The organism is Xanthomonas albilineans (genome assembly GCF_009931595.1).
GTDB classification, from domain to species: Bacteria; Pseudomonadota; Gammaproteobacteria; order Xanthomonadales; family Xanthomonadaceae; genus Xanthomonas_A; species Xanthomonas_A albilineans.
The window spans coordinates 3,212,099-3,228,277 of record NZ_CP046570.1 but is presented as its reverse complement, the minus strand read 5'-3'; the positions used below and the strand labels follow the sequence as shown (position 1 = coordinate 3,228,277).

Annotated in this window: 15 protein-coding genes and 1 other RNA gene; 3 read left to right on the top strand and 13 right to left on the bottom strand. The window is 61.0% G+C overall.

Annotated features, from left to right (window positions below):
* Nucleotide 1: 1 nt before the first annotated feature.
* The 8 genes from XaFJ1_RS13485 to XaFJ1_RS13450 form a co-directional block, all read right to left on the bottom strand.
* Nucleotides 2–1,369: a peptidylprolyl isomerase gene (locus XaFJ1_RS13485; protein WP_012917232.1), complete on the bottom strand. Its 1,368-nt coding sequence runs from the start codon at nt 1,367–1,369 to the stop codon at nt 2–4.
* The gene (gene lptD, locus XaFJ1_RS13480; RefSeq protein WP_012917231.1) at nt 1,366–3,711 is read right to left on the bottom strand and encodes an LPS-assembly protein LptD; all 2,346 of its coding nucleotides are present in this window, start codon (nt 3,709–3,711) and stop codon (nt 1,366–1,368) included. Before lptD ends, XaFJ1_RS13485 begins: the two co-directional genes overlap by 4 nt.
* Before the next feature lie 109 nt (nt 3,712–3,820).
* Complete coding sequence (locus tag XaFJ1_RS13475) at nt 3,821–4,726, bottom strand: histone deacetylase family protein (RefSeq protein ID WP_012917230.1); 906 nt, start codon at nt 4,724–4,726, stop codon at nt 3,821–3,823.
* 24 nt (nt 4,727–4,750) lie between these two features.
* Nucleotides 4,751–5,305: a cob(I)yrinic acid a,c-diamide adenosyltransferase gene (locus XaFJ1_RS13470; protein ID WP_012917229.1), complete on the bottom strand. Its 555-nt coding sequence runs from the start codon at nt 5,303–5,305 to the stop codon at nt 4,751–4,753.
* 6 nt (nt 5,306–5,311) lie between these two features.
* Nucleotides 5,312–5,896, bottom strand: a complete 585-nt coding sequence (locus tag XaFJ1_RS13465; RefSeq protein ID WP_012917228.1) for a hypothetical protein — start codon at nt 5,894–5,896, stop codon at nt 5,312–5,314.
* Between the two features lie 178 nt (nt 5,897–6,074).
* The gene (locus tag XaFJ1_RS13460) at nt 6,075–6,764 is read right to left on the bottom strand and encodes a hypothetical protein (RefSeq protein ID WP_012917227.1); all 690 of its coding nucleotides are present in this window, start codon (nt 6,762–6,764) and stop codon (nt 6,075–6,077) included.
* A 17-nt stretch (nt 6,765–6,781) separates the two neighbouring features.
* The gene (locus XaFJ1_RS13455; protein ID WP_161525199.1) at nt 6,782–7,789 is read right to left on the bottom strand and encodes an LpxL/LpxP family acyltransferase; all 1,008 of its coding nucleotides are present in this window, start codon (nt 7,787–7,789) and stop codon (nt 6,782–6,784) included.
* Entirely contained in the window at nt 7,786–8,490 is a 705-nt protein-coding gene (locus tag XaFJ1_RS13450; RefSeq protein ID WP_012917225.1) for a hypothetical protein, read from the bottom strand. Before XaFJ1_RS13450 ends, XaFJ1_RS13455 begins: the two co-directional genes overlap by 4 nt.
* A gap of 376 nt (nt 8,491–8,866) precedes the next feature.
* Between XaFJ1_RS13450 and ubiH the strand changes: the two genes are divergently transcribed.
* Both ubiH and XaFJ1_RS13440 read left to right on the top strand, forming a co-directional pair.
* Nucleotides 8,867–10,081: a 2-octaprenyl-6-methoxyphenyl hydroxylase gene (gene ubiH / locus XaFJ1_RS13445; protein WP_012917224.1), complete on the top strand. Its 1,215-nt coding sequence runs from the start codon at nt 8,867–8,869 to the stop codon at nt 10,079–10,081.
* Nucleotides 10,078–11,256, top strand: coding sequence for a UbiH/UbiF family hydroxylase (locus tag XaFJ1_RS13440; protein ID WP_012917223.1), 1,179 nt, complete (start codon nt 10,078–10,080; stop codon nt 11,254–11,256). The genes ubiH and XaFJ1_RS13440 overlap by 4 nt, the downstream gene beginning before the upstream one ends.
* 108 nt (nt 11,257–11,364) lie before the next feature.
* Here the strand turns inward: XaFJ1_RS13440 and XaFJ1_RS13435 are convergent.
* The 4 genes from XaFJ1_RS13435 to XaFJ1_RS13420 all read right to left on the bottom strand — a co-directional run bounded on the left by XaFJ1_RS13435 (nt 11,365) and on the right by XaFJ1_RS13420 (nt 13,833).
* Nucleotides 11,365–11,441, bottom strand: a non-coding RNA gene (locus XaFJ1_RS13435) — sX9 sRNA.
* 245 nt (nt 11,442–11,686) lie between these two features.
* Complete coding sequence (locus XaFJ1_RS13430; RefSeq protein WP_012917222.1) at nt 11,687–12,085, bottom strand: EF-hand domain-containing protein; 399 nt, start codon at nt 12,083–12,085, stop codon at nt 11,687–11,689.
* A gap of 47 nt (nt 12,086–12,132) precedes the next feature.
* Nucleotides 12,133–12,855 carry a hypothetical protein gene (locus tag XaFJ1_RS13425; protein ID WP_012917221.1) on the bottom strand — a complete coding sequence of 241 codons (723 nt, stop codon included), beginning with the start codon at nt 12,853–12,855 and terminating at the stop codon, nt 12,133–12,135.
* Nucleotides 12,856–12,936: 81 nt separating this feature from the next.
* A complete protein-coding gene (locus XaFJ1_RS13420; RefSeq protein WP_012917220.1) occupies nt 12,937–13,833 on the bottom strand; it encodes an SMP-30/gluconolactonase/LRE family protein in 897 nt (298 codons plus the stop codon).
* A 91-nt stretch (nt 13,834–13,924) separates the two neighbouring features.
* On the opposite strand from XaFJ1_RS13420, the gene XaFJ1_RS13415 reads away from it, so the two are divergent.
* The gene (locus XaFJ1_RS13415) at nt 13,925–15,040 is read left to right on the top strand and encodes a Gfo/Idh/MocA family protein (protein ID WP_012917219.1); all 1,116 of its coding nucleotides are present in this window, start codon (nt 13,925–13,927) and stop codon (nt 15,038–15,040) included.
* Nucleotides 15,041–15,113: 73 nt separating this feature from the next.
* Here XaFJ1_RS13415 and rlmM read toward each other — a convergent pair whose 3' ends face one another.
* A complete protein-coding gene (gene rlmM, locus XaFJ1_RS13410) occupies nt 15,114–16,163 on the bottom strand; it encodes a 23S rRNA (cytidine(2498)-2'-O)-methyltransferase RlmM (RefSeq protein ID WP_012917218.1) in 1,050 nt (349 codons plus the stop codon).
* Nucleotides 16,164–16,179: the final 16 nt, after the last annotated feature.

The window sequence follows — 16,179 nt, the reverse complement described above, 5'->3', positions numbered from 1 at the left end:
TTCAGTGTTTGGCAGCGGCGGGAGCCGGCGCCGGTGTGGTCTCGGTGGCCGGTGTAGGCGTGTCGGTGTTGCCCAGGCGCAGGTCGACGTAGGCTTCGCCGCGCATTTCCTGCAGGAAGCGGTTGTACTCTTCCTCCAGCTTGCGACGACCGATGGTCTCGCGAACCTGGGCGCGCTGCGTGTCGCTGGTGACGTCGGTCTGACGTTCGCCGACCCGTTGCAGGATGTGCCAGCCGGCCTCGGTGCGGAACGGCGGAGAAATCTGCCCGTCTTGGAGGCTTTCGACCTGGTGGCCGAAATCCGCGCCGAACGCATCGATCGGGAACCAGCCGAGATCGCCGCCCTGATTGCGGCTGTTGGTATCATCGGAGGCTTCCTTGGCCACTTTTTGGAAATCGGCGCCACCGGCGATGCGCGCGCGCAAGGTCTCGATCTTGGCCTTGGCGGCGGCATCGGGCTGCGCGTCGCTCACCCGTGCCAGGATGTGGCGGGCGTGGTACTCGGTGACGGTCTTCTTTTCAGGGTTGGCGGCGGCGTCACGTACTTCGACCAGCTTCAGCAACTGAAAGCCGCTGGGGCCGCGCAGCGGGCCAGCCACCTGGCCGGGCTTCATGTCGCGGATCAACTGGGCGAATGCGTTCGGGATCTCGTCCAGGCTGCGCCAGCCGAGATCGCCGCCTTCCAGGGCGTTGGGGCTGTCGGAGTAGCGCACGGCAGCGGCATTGAAGTCGATTTCGCCCTTGTCGATCAGGCTCTTGACGCCATCGATCTTGCCCTGCGCGGTCTTGATCTGCTCGGCAGTGGCGCCTTCCGGCAGGCCGACCAGAATATGCGCGAGGTGGTATTGGGTGCCGGTGGTCGCTTGCTGGGTCAGGGCGGCGTCCACTTCGCTTTCGCTGACGTTGATGCGGCTTTGCGCGAAGCTCTGGCGCAGGCGCTGCACGGTGATTTCGTCGCGCACCGAGTTGCGGAAGTCGTCGTAGGACATGCCGTCGGCGGCAATTTTCTTGCGCAGGCCGTCCACGTCGGTGTTGTTCTGCTGGGCGATGCTGGCAATGGCGCGGTTCAGTTCGTCGTCGCTGACATGGATGCCGGTGCTGTTGGCGCGGGCCACTTGCAGTTTGACCAGAACCAGGCGTTCGAGCACTTGGCGGCGCAGCACGTTATCCGGCGGCAGTTGCGTGTCGCGACCTGCATACTGCGCCTTGACGTTGCGCACGGCACGATCCAGCTCGCTCTGCAACACGACATCCTCGTCGACCACCGCAGCGATGCGATCCAGCGGTTGGGTTTGTTGTACGGCGGCCTGGGCGGATACGCCAGCGATTGCCAGCACGGCGAGGAGAAAAGCAGAGAGGGTCTTGGTCATGGAATCTGGTTCGGATCGTAAGCGTCCGGATCGGCCGTGGTGTTGCTGGGCGGGACCAAGTACAGGTCGTCGCGGTTGTAGCCGAGGATAGCACGGCGCAGAACGCGGTCCGTGTCCTGCCCCAGCGAGGAGAACCCCTTCAGGACGAATTCGATCTGGAACGCGGTGTCCATTGCGCCGGTGCGATTGCGCACGTAGCGCCGCGCCAGCGCGCGCACGGCCACGCAGCAACTGTCCCATTGCACGCCGAGGATGCTCTCCAGCGGCTTTTTGTCCATCATCGAATAGTAATGGCGGCCGACCAGGCTCCAGTTCGGGTTGATCGGGTACAGGAACGAGGCGTCGGCCTGCTCCAGCAGGTCGCGGCGGTAGCGATAGCCGACGTTGATGATGCCGTCGCCCGGCAGCAGGTAACGCATGCGGAAGCTGGCCAGATCCTTGCGGTGATACTTGGGATCCCACTGATAGGTGGTGCCCAGTGTCCAGCGGTCGTTGATCATGTAGTTGGCGTCGGCGACCCAGGCCGACTTGCCCTGCGCGATCGTGGTGTCGCTGTTGGGCAGGCTGACCCGGGAGTCGTCGAAATACAGGATCTGTCCCAGGCTGACCGACAGCTTTTCCTTGCCGTCGTTCTGGCGCAGCAGGCGTGAACTCAGCGCCATCGTCAATTGGTTGGCATCGTTCTGGCGGTCGGCGCCGGTGTAGCGCGAATCGCGGAACAATTGGCCCCAGCTGAAGGTGAATTCGCGGGTGTCGAAGATAGGCAGGTCGTTCTGGTCCCGGTACGGCGTGTACAGGTAAAAAAGTCGCGGTTCCAGGGTTTGCAGATAATTAGTTTTGCCGAGCTTGGTATCGCGGTCGAAGTAGACGCCGGCATCGACGCTGGCGATCGGCAGGCTGCGCGAGGGCGTGGTGTCGCCGCCGAGCGTGGTCGCAAGATCTTTTTCCAATTGGTATGCGGTATAGCGCCAGGCCAGGGTCGGCTTGAGGAACCAGGCGGCGCCGGCCAGCGGCATGGAAATGTAGGGTTTGAGATCCAGGCGGTCGCCGCCGGGCCGCTCGGTGACCACCCCGGTGCGCTTGTACAGCGCATCCTTGGCGTGGATATCGTCGTGTACGAAGCGCACCGCTTCGCTGTACAGCCCGGCCTCGAAGTAGTCGCCGAGCGGTTTGTTCCAGTTGAAGAACGCGCGCGGCTGGCGGCTGTAGGGCAGCGAATCTTCAGTGAGAGTGTAGTCGGCCAATTGCCAGCGATCGGCCATCAGCCCGGCGGTCCAGGTCTCGCCGCTGCCATAGACGCCGACTGTGCTCTGCAGGTTGCTGACGGTGTTGCCAAGCAGGCGGTTGGAGAAGTCTTCGGTATAGCGATCGTCGCTGACCCAGATCAACGAGGCGCGCACCTGCCATTGCGGGTTGATGTTGTGGTAGCCCTGGTACTGGAAGCGACCGCGGTCCTTGTCGCGCAGTTTATCGTTGGGCAGGTAGCCCGCCAGTGCCTCGCCCTTGCCGCCATCGTAGAGATAACGGAATTCGCTGCCGAGCATCAGGCCGCGTCGGCTCATGAAGCGCGGGTACAGCGTGGCGTCGTAGTTCGGCGCAAGATTGAAATAGTACGGCTGGATGTAGTCGAAACCGTTGCGGCTGTTGAAGCCGAACGTCGGGAACAGGAAGCCGCTGGTGCGATTGTCGTTGATCGGGAACTTGAACCAGGGCGAGTACATGATCGGGACTTTGTAGATTTTCAGGACCGCGTTGCGCGCGGTGCCGAACCCTTCGTTGCTGTCGACGTCGATCTCCGGTGCAGAGAGTTCCCACACCCGTTGCGAGGGATCGCAGGTGGTATAGGTGGAGTGGTGCATTTGTCCCAGCGCACCCTGCAGATCCACCGAGTTTGCGGTGCCGTTGCCGCGCCGGGAGGTCAACTGATAGCGGATGTTGGTGATCTTGTGGGTGTTGGTGTCCTGATTACCCTCGGCGCGGTCGGCGATCAGTCGGATCGACGAATCCTGGTAGCGCACGTGACCCTGAGCGATGTAGTTGCCGGTCTCGGTGTCCATGCGCAGGCTGTCGGTGCCTATGAACTGGTCGCCGCGCTTGAGCGCGACATTGCCGGTGTAGTTCGGGATCGTCGTGGTGCCCGAGAGTTGGTCGCCCTCGACATCGGTCGGCTGCTGTTCGCGGTTCGCAGCGAGCTTCGGATCCGGCTTGGGGGCGTCGTCGAACTTGGGCAGCACGTCGGGGGTCGGGCACAGACCCCAGTTCGGCGGCTTTTCGGCCGCCACTGTCGGCAGACAGAGGGCGATACTGAACGGAAGGGGTAGCAGGCGGAGAGCTCGGCGCACGCGCGTCAGGTATCGGGCGAAAACGGCCGCTAGCTTGCCCCATCCTGCGCATAGGGGCAATGAAGGTGCCCCACGGCGTGGGACGGGGTTCATCGGGGCCGCGGTGGGTTCAGCACAATGCGTCGACGTGGGCGATGCTGCATTCGCGCAGCGCTTGCAGGTCGTAGCCGCCTTCCAGCAGCGACACCACCCGGCCGTCTGCATGCCGCTGTGCAAGCGTGCGCAATTGGGCGGTGAGCCAGGCGAAGTCTTCGCTATCGAGCATCAGGTCGGCAAGTGGGTCGCGCAGATGCGCGTCGAAACCAGCGGAGATCAGCAGCAGTTGCGGTTTGAAGGTGTCCAGCAGCGGCAGCATTTGGTCGGCCCAGGTGTTGCGGAATCCCATGCCGTCGCTACCCGGCGCCAGCAAGGCATTGTGCAGGTTGCCGACGCCGCGCTCGTGGACTCCGCCCGAGTGTGGAAACAGACCGGACTGGTGGGTGCTGAGGTAACGCACGCGAGCGTCGCGCTCGAAGATCGCTTGGGTGCCGTTGCCGTGGTGCACATCGAAGTCGACGATGGCGATCCGCTCCAGACCGTGGCTGTCGAGGGCGTGGGCAGCGGCAATAGCAACGTTGTTGAACAGGCAAAAGCCCATTGCGGTGGTCGCGGTGGCGTGGTGGCCGGGCGGGCGCACCGCGCAGAAGGCGGTGTCGCTTTCGCCGCGCATGACCGCATCCACCGCCGCAGTCCCGGCCCCGGCGGCGCGTAGCGCGGCGGCGCGCGAGCCGGGCGAAAGCATGGTATCCATGTCGAGCATGCGCGTGCCGTCGATGTCGGCCAGGACGCGATCGATCAGCGCCTGCTCGTGCACCCGCGCCAGATCGCCGAGCTTGGCCAGCGGCGCCTGGCGCCATTCCAGCTCGGGGAAGGCCTCACGCAGCGCCGCGACCACTGCCTCCAGGCGTTCGGGCCGTTCCGGGTGGTCAGGCCCAGGCATGTGGCCGAGGCAGGCGGGATGGGTGTAGATCAGCATGTGCAGGCGCGTTGTGGGGTGCCGCTAGGCGTGGCGACGGTCGTGGCGCCACAGCACTTCGCCGTGGCCATCGGCCCGTGCCAGCACGCGTGCCAACACGAACAGTAGATCCGACAGTCGGTTGAGATAGCGCACCGTTTCCGAGCGTACCGCGTCCTGCCGCGAGAGCGCGACTGTCTCGCGTTCTGCGCGGCGCACGATGGTTCGGGCCAGGTGGCAGCGCGCTGCCGCCTCGCCGCCGCCGGGCAGGATGAAGTCCTGCAACGGTGGCAAGGTGTCGTTGTAGCGGTCCAGGTGCTGCTCCAGTGCGTCGATGTCGGCGGCCTGGATCGCGGCGTGGCCGGGAATGCACAACTCGCCGCCGAGGTCGAACAGTTGGTGCTGGATCGCGGTCAGCAACTGGCGTACGTCCTCGGCCAGCGAACAGGCCAGGACCATACCGATCGCCGAGTTGGCCTCGTCCACGGTGCCGTAGGCGGCGACCCGGGCCGAATCTTTGCCGACCCGGTTGCCGTCGCCCAGTCCGGTGCTGCCGTCGTCGCCGGTTCGGGTATAGATCCTGGAGAGACGATGACCCATGTCCGCTCAGTGGCCGGCTGGCTGGTCGCGCTGGCCCAGGCGTGTCAACTGCTCGCCGCCGACCTGGATCGCGGCGGCCAGGGCCACGTACAGGCCCGCGCTGCTCAGGTAAGGCAACAGCCAGTCGCTGTAGTTCTTCAGCCAGCCAGCCAGAGTGGGATTGGGCACGCTGTGGCTGACCCAGTAAAAGCTACCCTGGGCGATCAGATGGCACAGGGCCACCGCTATCAGCAGGCTGCCCGTGGCCAGGCCCAGCGCGCGCCAGTCGGCGCCGCGGTAGTGGCTCACCAGCCAAGCGCCGCCGACCCACAGCACAAAGTATGCGGGGATCAAACACCAGTACGCTGGCGACACGCAGTAGTGCTGCCAGAAATCCAGGCCCTGGCCATGGATGACCAGATAGTCGACCAATACCGCTATGGCCATCAGCAGCGGGAACGCCCAGCGGGTCCAACTGCGCAGGTAGAAGCCGCCGATGAAGAACACCGCCCAGGAAGCATCGGGAATGGCGCCGAAGTGATTGATGCGGGTCGCGGCCAGCAGCGACGCCAGCAAAAGCAGGGCGGGGAGGCGGTGGGCTGAGGACGTCATGGCGAAGGCAATCGTTTGCGCGTGAGACGATGCATTCTACTGGGATGCATGGGGCTTTGCCGCTGCCGAGTCGAAAGTGGTGGTAGGTGCGGGAGTCTGCAAATTGAACCGTTTAACTGTTATGCGATGAACGACGTGCCAAACCGAATTGTCGCACAGGCTGTGAGAATGGCTGCATCTATCGGCAAGCCTGATTTTCTTTCCTCAATGCTTCTTCTAACTGTGCGCGATCACTCCCTGAGACTGCGTCTCTCAGCGAATCGACCTCTTCTTTTCGGATGATGCATGGGTCGATTGTATAGCCTGGGGGCCAGAGGCCGATAAACTTTGAAACCATTGCAATAACTTCTCGCGGCGGCAAGTTGGTGCGCATATGCAATCGTTCCGGCCCAGAAGAAAAGGTTTTCTCACTTGTATGGTGCGCCATGATTTTCGGCGCGAAATCGATGTTGTCTCCGGATTGATTGCCTTTCAGGGGATCAGTGGGTAGCGTCAATATGAGCTGATCTGGTGAGTGTGCCGTGGGTGCAGTTGAATATTCTTCTGTTTCATGGATTGGCGCGGGCGGCGGGACATTGGCGTTGTTTGATTTTTTCGGTTTCCCCGAAGCGCGCTTGCTGGCTAATGGCATATCGCGCTCCTTGCCTGCGACGATGTTGTCTTTGATGTGCTGCAAAGAGGAGGGCTCCAAAGAACTCCTTTGGATGAATTTTATTTTCATTCCTGCTTGGCTGTGCAGGGGTGTTACGGCTGATTTTGAAATTAAAAACAAGAAGAAAAAAAAATGAAGAGTTAAAACGAAAAGTGCGGAAATAAATTTCAGTTTTAAATTGCTATTGTCGAGTTCTTTTTTTGATTTTGAATGCATGGTGCGTGCTTGCCTAGTTATATTGAGATCTCCGGAATTTTGGCTGCGTTAATTCTGGGGTCTTTTGATATTATTGCATCTAGTTGGGTGGTGTTGATTTCTTTATAGTATTTCGGGGTTGTGGGGTGGCATGAATGTTCAAAGATATAGAGCCAGTAAATCAGGTCGTTGCCAATCATTTCCTCGTAACATTTGTAAATTTTTGAAATTGTGTTGTGGTCGCAATAAAAATCCGGCCTGCGGGCTATTGGTTTCAATTGATCGTATATTTCATTTGCCTTTATATGATTTGATCTTATTATTTTGAATTTATAATCTTCCATTATGGGTTTCGATAGGAATGGGATTATTGCGCTATTTGATCGTCTGGCGATATATGCCGCTCCAAGAAGGGTCCTGTAAAATCTACCCATAAAATCAATCGTGTAGGTGTTTTTTATTGAATGGAAGACGTCTGTCATAATTACGGCGACACCTCCCGTTTTTAGCGTTCGGATAACCGATGCTAGTCCTCGTGAGTTGTTATGGACTGGGGTAAAGTCGTCACCAAATTCTGTCGCCATTTTTTTTGCTATTAAATCAAAGTCGCGATTTTTAGCATTGACTTCTGGCTGGTCGTAAATTACGCATATTTTTCGAAATTTTGAAATATGAGAAACTAATGCAAAAATGGCGGGGACAAAAGAGCCGTAGTGCATGGTGGTGAGGAGTATGCCGCTATCAGCTTTGATTACAGCCTGTTCGATTTCTTCAATATTATGCGTGTTGTTTTTGATGAAATTGATACATGCAACGGAGTCTGATTGCTTTAAGATATCAATTGCCAATCTTTCCCTGAGTCTCCATCTGTAATAGTGATTTATCGTGCATCCTGAATTTTTACACGCATCGGTCATGATATCAAAATCCGCTTCCGAAAATTTTATTCCGGTTGTATATTCAATAATTCTGCTCTTCTTATTTTGGGTTGCAAAAAACAAAAAATAATCAATTAGAAATTTCTTTAGCGAGATTGGAGTTTTCACGTGCGGCATCCGGTTTTTCTGAGGATATTTTCAATATTTTCCTTGATGCCCTCCAAATTATTGATGCTGTTTATGGCTTTAATTGCATCATTGGCGTTATTCGCATTCATGGCCAGGAGGGATTGATAATGATTTATGTGGATAATCGCCTCTTCCATGACTTTTGGCATTGATCGACTGGGTTGCAGATTGCTTGTTAGCCACGTGCTCTTCAAAATATTGTCAGCATGGTCAAGATAATTATTCAAGTGGTAGAGTATTGTAGATGCACTTGCGCATTTTTCGATTTTCACGAATTCATGCCCTTGCCAAATGAAGAGTGTTGATCCGTATTTTGATGTGGCTAGTATCTCAAAGGCGCAAAATCCTCGGCTCAATCCATTGCGAGATGAAAATATTTGGATGTTGGGATGGGAGGTGATTTGGTCTGGGAAGGAAAATATAATTGGAAGTAATGCATGCTTGCTTTTGCTTGTTGCATCAATTATAGAAATGGCTTGAGAGCGGCTGATTATTTTTTTATTGGATGGGTGAAGTGCTGATAAAATATCTGGATCGCCAGAAATGTACAAATTCTCTCTGCTCTCCTCGCGAAAGGAGAGGTTGATGAAGTTATGGGTGGTTGGTAAGGCAATTATTACGGGGGAGTCAATGTGGCCAAACGCCGTCATCATGACTTCGTCAATAGATATGCCGTGCATCGTCGGTATCTAATAATTAAAAAAATAAAAGGGCCGTCAAAATGACGGCCCACCTTAAAATCTAGATTTTATTAAAAATGGCAGACGCAAATAGGGGTGGTCGGTGGCTGCGGGATGTCGCTGGTTAGAAAAGAGAGGTGATCTTTGATATGATCTGCTGCCATCAGACTATTTTGCAATAAGTCGAGAAAAATATCAGGCGTAACCATTGTGAATCATCCTTGAATATAATATGGTTTAATTTGCCGTGTTGCGACCGGCACTGCGATTCAAGCAATCTCTAGTTCTCCTTGTCAAGGAAAATTGGTGAGATTTCTACATGGGTAGACGTGCCAGGCTTGGCCGCACCTTGCGAGGCTGGTCGTATCATGGTCGGATGAGCAAACGACATGACGTAGTGATCGTGGGCGGCGGCTTGGTCGGTGCCAGTCTGGCTATCGCGCTGGACCGCCTGGGCATGGACGTGGGGCTGGTCGAGGCCGCGCTGCCGGGCGCGTTGCCTGCGGTGTTCGACCAGCGCAACCTCAGCTTCGCTGCGGCCACGGTCAACGCACTGACCGCGCTTGGGGTGATGCAGCGCTTGCGCGCGCCGACCGGCCCGATCCGGCGTATCCATGTCAGTCGTGCTGGCGATTTTGGCCGGGTCCGGCTGGACGCGGCCGACTATGGGCGCGAGGCGTTCGGTCAGGTGGTGGTGGCGCGCGATTTCGGCGAGGCGCTGGAGGCCAGTCTGGCCGCCGCCTCGCATCTGCACCGCTATCGACCCGCGCGGTGCGTGGCGGTCGAAGACGGGGACACTGCCAATTCGCGGCGGCTGCGCGTCGTTCACGACGGCGTCGAGCAGGTGTTGCAGGCGCGGTTGCTGGTTGGCGCCGACGGTAGCGCCAGCGCCGTGCGGGACGCGCTGGGCATCGACGCGATCCGCCACGATTTCCATCAAACCCTGTTCGTGGCCCGGGTGCGCGGGAGCCGTCAACCCGATGGCACCGCCTACGAGCGCTTCCGCGATGATGGTCCGACCGCGCTGCTGCCGCGTGGTGATCGGCATTACGGTGCGATCCATGCGGTCGCCACCGAGGACGCCGACGCGGTGGTGGCGCTGGACGAAGGGGCTTGGCTGCAGCGCCTACAGGACGCGTTGGGTTGGCGGGTCGGTCGCTTGCTCGGCAGTGGCGAGCGCAGTGTCTATCCGATCGTGCAGGTTCTGGCCGATCGCTTGACCGACGCGCGTGCGGTGCTGTTGGGCAATGCCGCGCAGACCCTGCATCCACTTGGTGCGCAGGGTTTCAACCTGGGGCTGCGCGATGCGCTGACCCTGGCTGAAATACTCGAACACGATCGCACCGATCCCGGCGCGCCGACGCTGCTGCAGGAGTACGTGCGGCGCCGCGAGCAGGATCGCCAGCGCACCGTGGCTTTTTCCGGCGGGCTGGCGCGGCTGACGGCCAATCCCGCGTCCGTTCTGCGCCCGTTGCGCAGTCTGAGTCTGCTGGCCGCCGCCGGTGCCGCGCCGCTGCAGTCGTTGCTGGTCGGTGGGGCGATGGGGTTCCGTGGCGAGGTGCCGCGTTTGTGTCGGGAGTCTGTGGCATGAGTCGGCGCGGGATGCTGGATACGGTGGTGGTCGGCGGTGGCGTGGTCGGTACGGCGTGTGCGTTGGCGCTGGCCAGCGAGGGCCTGGCGGTGGCCCTGGTCGAGGGCCGTGAACCACCGCGTTGGTCGCCTGCTACGCCGGACTTGCGGGTATATGCCTTCGCTCCGGATAACGCGGCGCTGTTGCACGGCAGTGGAGTGTGGTCGCAGGTGCTCGCGCGCCGCGCTTGCGCATACCGGCGCATGCGTGTTTGGGATGCCGGCGGTGGCGGTGAGTTGACGTTCGATGCCGATGCGCTGGGACGCGATCAGTTGGGCTGGATCGTCGAACACGCGCTGTTGCTCGAGCAACTGTGGGCGGCGCTACCGGCGGCCGGTGTGCAATTGCACTGCCCGGCGCGGGTAGAGGCGTTGGAGCCGTCGCACGAGCGGGTCCGTTTGCGCCTGGACGATGGTCGCCGGCTCGATGCGCGCTTGGCGATTGCCGCCGATGGCGCCGAGTCCACCTTGCGTAGTCTGGCGGGGTTGGATGCGCCGGCGCACGATTATGCTCAGTGCGGTGTGGTCGCTTTCGTACAGACCGAACGGCCGCACCAGGACACGGCCTGGCAACGTTTCCTGCCGGGCGGGCCGCTGGCATTGCTGCCGTTTGCCGATGGTCGCAGCTCGATCGTGTGGACGTTGCCCGAGGCGGAGGCGGCGCGGGTGCTGGCGCTGGATGAGGCGGCCTTTGGCGCGGAACTGACCCAAGCTTTCGGTGCGCGCCTGGGCACGGTACGTGCCGCGTCGCTGCGGGTCGGATTCCCGCTACGTCGACAACTGGTGGAAACGTATCGACGCGACGGCCTGTTGGTGCTCGGCGATGCTGCGCATGTGGTGCACCCGCTGGCTGGGCAGGGAGTCAACCTCGGCCTGCGCGATGTCGCCGCACTGACTGCGCTGGTGCGGCAGGCGCAGGCGCGCGGTGTCGATTGGGCTGCGCCGCATCGGTTGGCGCGCTGGGCGCGTGCACGGCGCAGTGACAACACCGTCGCTGCTTACGGTTTCGATACGATCAATCGTGTGTTCTCCAACGATGACCTGCACCTGACCCTTTTGCGTGGGCCGCTGCTGGGGCTGGCCGGCAAATTGCCGCTGCTGATGCATGCATTCTGGAAGCGCGCGTCCGGCATGTGAGTATGTGTTGCAAGCTGAGCATCGTGGTCACTACGCCGCAGATGCATGCGGCAGTCGCTTCGTCTTGCTGGAAAGGAGTCAAAAACATCGGCCCGAACGCAATAGAGTGGCTAAGAAAACGCCGCGAGTCGCTGTCGGGTGGGGGCTGACAGCGCGCAGGAACCTCAGTGTACAAAGGGGTGCATGAGGATTCCGAACACGGCCCGCGCCCATCCGGCGGCGACGCAGTCGTTTTGTTAGCTACTCTTAATCGTGTCTAAAAAATCGGTGCTGCATCGGCGCGCAGCCGCCTTGCTCAACGCGTATTTCCCTTGCTGTCTGGCAGTTGCGCGTATGCCATTGCGTGCGCAGCGTTTGGTATGCGTGATGCTTATCGAAACGGAAACGACCTGTGCAGGTGTCGTAAGCGACCTGCGCCACGAAGCTGGGTTTACAGCCAGCCGGCCAATTGCGCGCGACTGAGGCGTCCGCTATGCGAGGTGTCCAGTGCATCGAATTCGTCGGCCAGCGCTGGATTGGCCTGTGCCTCGCTGCGGCTGATGTAGCCGTCGTGATCGCTGTCCAGCGCGTCGAAGTCGATGTGGTAGTTGCCTGCGACGCGTTCGGGTTGGATCGTGCGCACGGTCACCGGCGCTTCGCCGGCAGCGACCGGTAACTGGACCTGGTGGGTCACCACGCCGTTGCTCAGCGGCTGCGAGCGGACCAGGGCAGGAACCTCGCGCAGCGGTTCGGTGGTCACGCTGGAGGTCGCGTTGAGATTTTGCGCGGTGGCGGGCATGGCGATCGTCGCGGACAGGCAGGCGATGAGGATGGCGATAGGGTAGAGCATGGACACGATGGACTCCGGTGCGGCGATAACAGTGAGCGGTGACGTTTTCAGATGGGAATGAACGGGAACGCGAGTTTCAATAGTCCCTTCAACCCATCTTCGGCGGTGCTGGCGATGGCTTTGACGCCAAGGCTGTTGAGCGCTCTGCGCACATCCTGCCAGCGTAGCTTGCTCAGGTCCTGTTTCAGCAGGTCGGCGACTTCTTCTGCGGTGGGGGCCAACTTTTCCAGCGCGCGCGTCACCTTTTCCGGTTCCGGCTGCAGGTAACCCCATCGCTCGGCGATCTTCAGCAACGTGTCGAAGCGCACCGCGATCACATCGCGGTTGCGCTCGTACACCGGCATCGCGCCGACGTCGAGGATGGCTTGTTCGAAGCGCTGTTGGTCATCGGGGTGCTCGATGCGGATCGCCAGGAAGCCATCTTTTTTGCTGCGTTCGCTGACATGCTTTGCCCCGGCGCGCAGGTTGTCTTCGGTCAATAGCGCGGCGACGATGCGCTGCAGCGCGGTCTCGCCGTCCTCCGGTACCAGTGCGCGCCAGCGAGCGTAGCCGTCGCGGCGCAGGCCCTTCACTTTGGCCGGCGTCACGCGCAGGCGCAGCGCCACCAACGCGTTGGAATCGCTGCGCGCGATCGCGCCGTCGCGTTCCAGTAAGACGAAAATCAGTAACTCCAGGTCGCGTTTGGTCAGCGACTGGAATCCCTGGAGTAGGGTCAGTCGCAGGAATTCCTCGGCGAAGCCGGCCGGGTCGTTCAATGCGATCGGCTGCATGTGTGCGTTCCTCCAGTCGAGGGACGCAGGATGCCCTGCGGCGATTGCGCCGATTGAGACGCCACTGCGATGCGTATCCCATCACTGCCCGTGTTCGCGCCCTGGATGATCGCTGCGGAACGTTTCGATCGCGCCGCGATCCTGCATGGTCACATAGACGTCGCGTCCGTCCTTGCCGCCGAAGGCCAGGTTGGTGGGCTTGCGGCCCTTGGTCGCGACTTCGTGCAGGACGGTTCCGTCGGGAGCCAGTACCAGCACCTTGCTGGCATTGTAGCGGGCGATGTACAGATTGCCGTCGGCGTCGCAGCGCATGCCGTCCAGGCCGAAATTGACGAAGCTGGCGAATAGCCGTTTGTTGGACAGCGTGCCGTCGCCGGCGCGGTCGTAGACCCATATCTTGCGCTGCACGCTCTCGTTGACGTATAGGCGCTTGCCGTCCGGGCTGACCTCGATGCCGTTGGTCGTGCCCATACCGGTTTCGATCAGGTGCGCGCTGCGGTCGCGATCGATGCGCCACAGTTGGCCGACGTTGTGTTTCCAGTCCGGATCGCTGGCGTACAGGGTGCCGTCCGGCGCCATCGCGATATCGTTGGGCTGGAATGCACCGGCAAGCGTGGCGTAGACCTCGATCTGCTTGCTGTGCAAGGCGATGCGCAGGATGCGATGCTGGACGTAGTCGGCCACGTACATGAGCCCGTTGTGGTCGAAGCGGGTGCCGTTGCCGATGCTGCCGTGGGGGAGCTCCACGAACAGCGTTGCGCGCGGGTGCCCGGCGGCATCGCGGTCGACGCGGCCGATGGTGCCGTCGTGGCCGAAATTGTCTACGTACAACGCACCGTCTGGTCCGGTCGCTGGTCCTTCGATGTTATGGGTGAACACACCATCGCCGATTAGGTCGTGGGCGCTGAAGAGGGTGTCTTGTGCACCTGCAGGGGAGGCCAGTAGCAAGGCGGCGATAGCGAGGAAAAGGCGGGGCATGAGCGTCTTCCTGGAGTGCGGAGGCGGCAGTGTGCCATACCCGCCGCGACCAATCGGTTAACCTGCGGACACTGTACGGTTGGAGTTGCACATGATGCTGTGCTCGCCGAATCGCCGTCTTTTGCTGTCGAGCGCGTTGTCTGCTGCGGCTGCTGGAACATTGGCCACGCCGCTGTGGGCAGCCATGCGCGGCAAGCGTCGCAAGCCGTTGGGCGTGGCGCTGGTTGGACTGGGCAGTTACGCCAGCGAGCGCTTGGCGCCGGGCTTGGCATTGACCCGGTATTGCCGGCTCGTCGGCATCGTCACCGGCTCGCCGCATAAAATTCCGCACTGGCAGGCCAAATACCGCATCCCCGATCGCAACGTCTACAGCTACGACGACCTGGAGCGTATCGCCAACAACCCGGCAATCGATGTGGTCTACGTCGTGACGCCGACCTCGCTACATGCGCCACTGACGCTGCGCGCTGCAGCGGCGGGCAAGCATGTGTGGTGCGAGAAGCCGATGGCGCTGCATGCGGATCAGGCCCAGTCGATGATCGACGCCTGCGCGCGCAACAAGGTGCGCTTGAGTATCGGCTACCGCATGCAGCATGAGCCGAACACGCGACGGGTCATCGCGTTGGCCAGCGAACGTCCGTTCGGCGCGATGCGCAAGGTATACGCGGAAGCCGGCTACGACGGCTATCGCGACACCGATCCGGCGCAGCGGCCGTGGCGCCTGCGCAGGCAGTTCGGCGGCGGTGCGATGTACGACATGGGCGTGTATCCGCTCAACGCGGCGCGCTACACGGTGGGCGCCGAGCCGCTGGCGGTCAGCGCGATTCGTTCCACCGAACGGCCAGTGTTGTTCGACGAGGTCGACGAATACATGCGGTTCACCCTGGAATTTCCGCATGGCGTTGTGGCCGAGTGTGCAACCAGCTTCGGTTGCAATATGAATCGGCTGCGCGCCGAATGCGAACGCGGCTGGTATGGATTGGCTCCCTTCCAGGCCTACGACGGCATCCATGGCCAGGCCAGCGACGGGCGTGTGTTCGATGCGATGGTGCGTCATCAGCAGGCGTTGCAGATGGACGAGGACGCCCTGGCGATTCTCACCGGTGGGCCATTGCGTGCACCGGGCGAAGAAGGCTTGCGCGATATCCGCATCGTCGATGCGATTTACCGCTCCGCTGGCGCTGGCGGGCAGCGCATCGTGTTGTAGCGGGCGTTTTCAGGCATTCGTCGTTGGTGCGATCTGCTGGAGGCGATCAACGGATGCAACCGGCGCCGTGTGCTCAGCCCGGTATCGCCAGCACGGTGATCTCTTCGCGGTCGTGATACAGCTGTTTGGCGCGCAGTTGCAGTGGGCGTTCGGCGCGCTCGGCGAATAGATCCAGGCACAGTTGAGTTTCGTCCCAGCGTTTTTTCATCGGCAGCTTGAGGTTGAAGATCGCATGCCGGCACCAGCCTTCGCGGAACCAGGTGGCCATGCGCTCGGCGACGCGGCGCGGTTGTTCGACCATGTCGCAGACCATCCAGTCCAGCGGTTGTGGCGGTTTCCAGTGGAAGCCGTCGGCGCGCAGGTGATCGACCAGCCCGCTGTCGAGCACGTGTTGGCGTAGAGGGCCGTTGTCCACGCTGGTCACGTGCAGATGTTGGCGGGTCAGCACCCAGGTCCAGCCGCCGGGGGCGGCGCCGAGGTCGGCGGCGCGCATGCCTGGCCGCAGCAGGGTTTCGCGCTCGTGCGGCGTCAGGAGCGTCAGCAGCGCTTCTTCCAGCTTCAGCGCAGAGCGCGAGGGGGCATCGGGCAGCAGCTTCAGCCGTGGAATGCCCAACGGCCACAGCGCACTGTCGTCGCTGTCGGCGATCCCGAGCAGGGCGTGGGTGCCGTTCATGAAGCACACGTGCAGGCGCGGTAGCCGGGGGTGCGGCGTGTCGCTGAGCAGGCCGGCCTTGCGCAGCGCTGGACGCAACGCGTTGCCGAAGCTGCGTGCCAGGCCCGACAGTGGCTTGCCGGTGTCCGAGTCCGGGTGTTCGACCCATAGATCGCCACAACGTGCCTGCCCGGCCAGCGCCAGCAAGATTGGTCCGATGCGGTCGTGGGGTGGCAGGTCGCGCAGTTCGGCCAGCAGGTGCAATTTCTGCCGCGCGAAAATCAATTCGCGCCAGGGCAGCGTGTGCGGTGGCAGTGCGGTGTCGCAGATCAGCAGCGCATAGCCGCTGTTACGTTCGGTGCGTGCGTAGGCGGCGAGCCCGATGCTGGCGGCGCGCGCGTTGAGTTCTGCGGCCAGTTCGGGTTCGAAGCCGGGCCGGCAATAGCACAGCAGGCCGTTGACGGAGGACATGGGCAAGCCTTGGTTG

Bases quoted from the DNA above. Each gene is read 5' to 3' on its own strand.
- XaFJ1_RS13485 (WP_012917232.1), bottom strand. From the start codon at position 1,369: ATGACCAAGACCCTCTCTGCTTTTCTCCTCGCCGTGCTGGCAATCGCT.
- XaFJ1_RS13470 (WP_012917229.1), bottom strand. From the start codon at position 5,305: ATGGGTCATCGTCTCTCCAGGATCTATACCCGAACCGGCGACGACGGC.
- XaFJ1_RS13440 (WP_012917223.1), top strand. From the start codon at position 10,078: ATGAGTCGGCGCGGGATGCTGGATACGGTGGTGGTCGGCGGTGGCGTG.
- XaFJ1_RS13475 (WP_012917230.1), bottom strand. From the start codon at position 4,726: ATGCTGATCTACACCCATCCCGCCTGCCTCGGCCACATGCCTGGGCCT.
- XaFJ1_RS13430 (WP_012917222.1), bottom strand. From the start codon at position 12,085: ATGCTCTACCCTATCGCCATCCTCATCGCCTGCCTGTCCGCGACGATC.
- XaFJ1_RS13450 (WP_012917225.1), bottom strand. From the start codon at position 8,490: ATGCACGGCATATCTATTGACGAAGTCATGATGACGGCGTTTGGCCAC.
- XaFJ1_RS13460 (WP_012917227.1), bottom strand. From the start codon at position 6,764: ATGCATTCAAAATCAAAAAAAGAACTCGACAATAGCAATTTAAAACTG.
- rlmM (WP_012917218.1), bottom strand. From the start codon at position 16,163: ATGTCCTCCGTCAACGGCCTGCTGTGCTATTGCCGGCCCGGCTTCGAA.
- XaFJ1_RS13465 (WP_012917228.1), bottom strand. From the start codon at position 5,896: ATGACGTCCTCAGCCCACCGCCTCCCCGCCCTGCTTTTGCTGGCGTCG.
- XaFJ1_RS13420 (WP_012917220.1), bottom strand. From the start codon at position 13,833: ATGCCCCGCCTTTTCCTCGCTATCGCCGCCTTGCTACTGGCCTCCCCT.
- ubiH (WP_012917224.1), top strand. From the start codon at position 8,867: ATGAGCAAACGACATGACGTAGTGATCGTGGGCGGCGGCTTGGTCGGT.
- XaFJ1_RS13425 (WP_012917221.1), bottom strand. From the start codon at position 12,855: ATGCAGCCGATCGCATTGAACGACCCGGCCGGCTTCGCCGAGGAATTC.
- XaFJ1_RS13415 (WP_012917219.1), top strand. From the start codon at position 13,925: ATGATGCTGTGCTCGCCGAATCGCCGTCTTTTGCTGTCGAGCGCGTTG.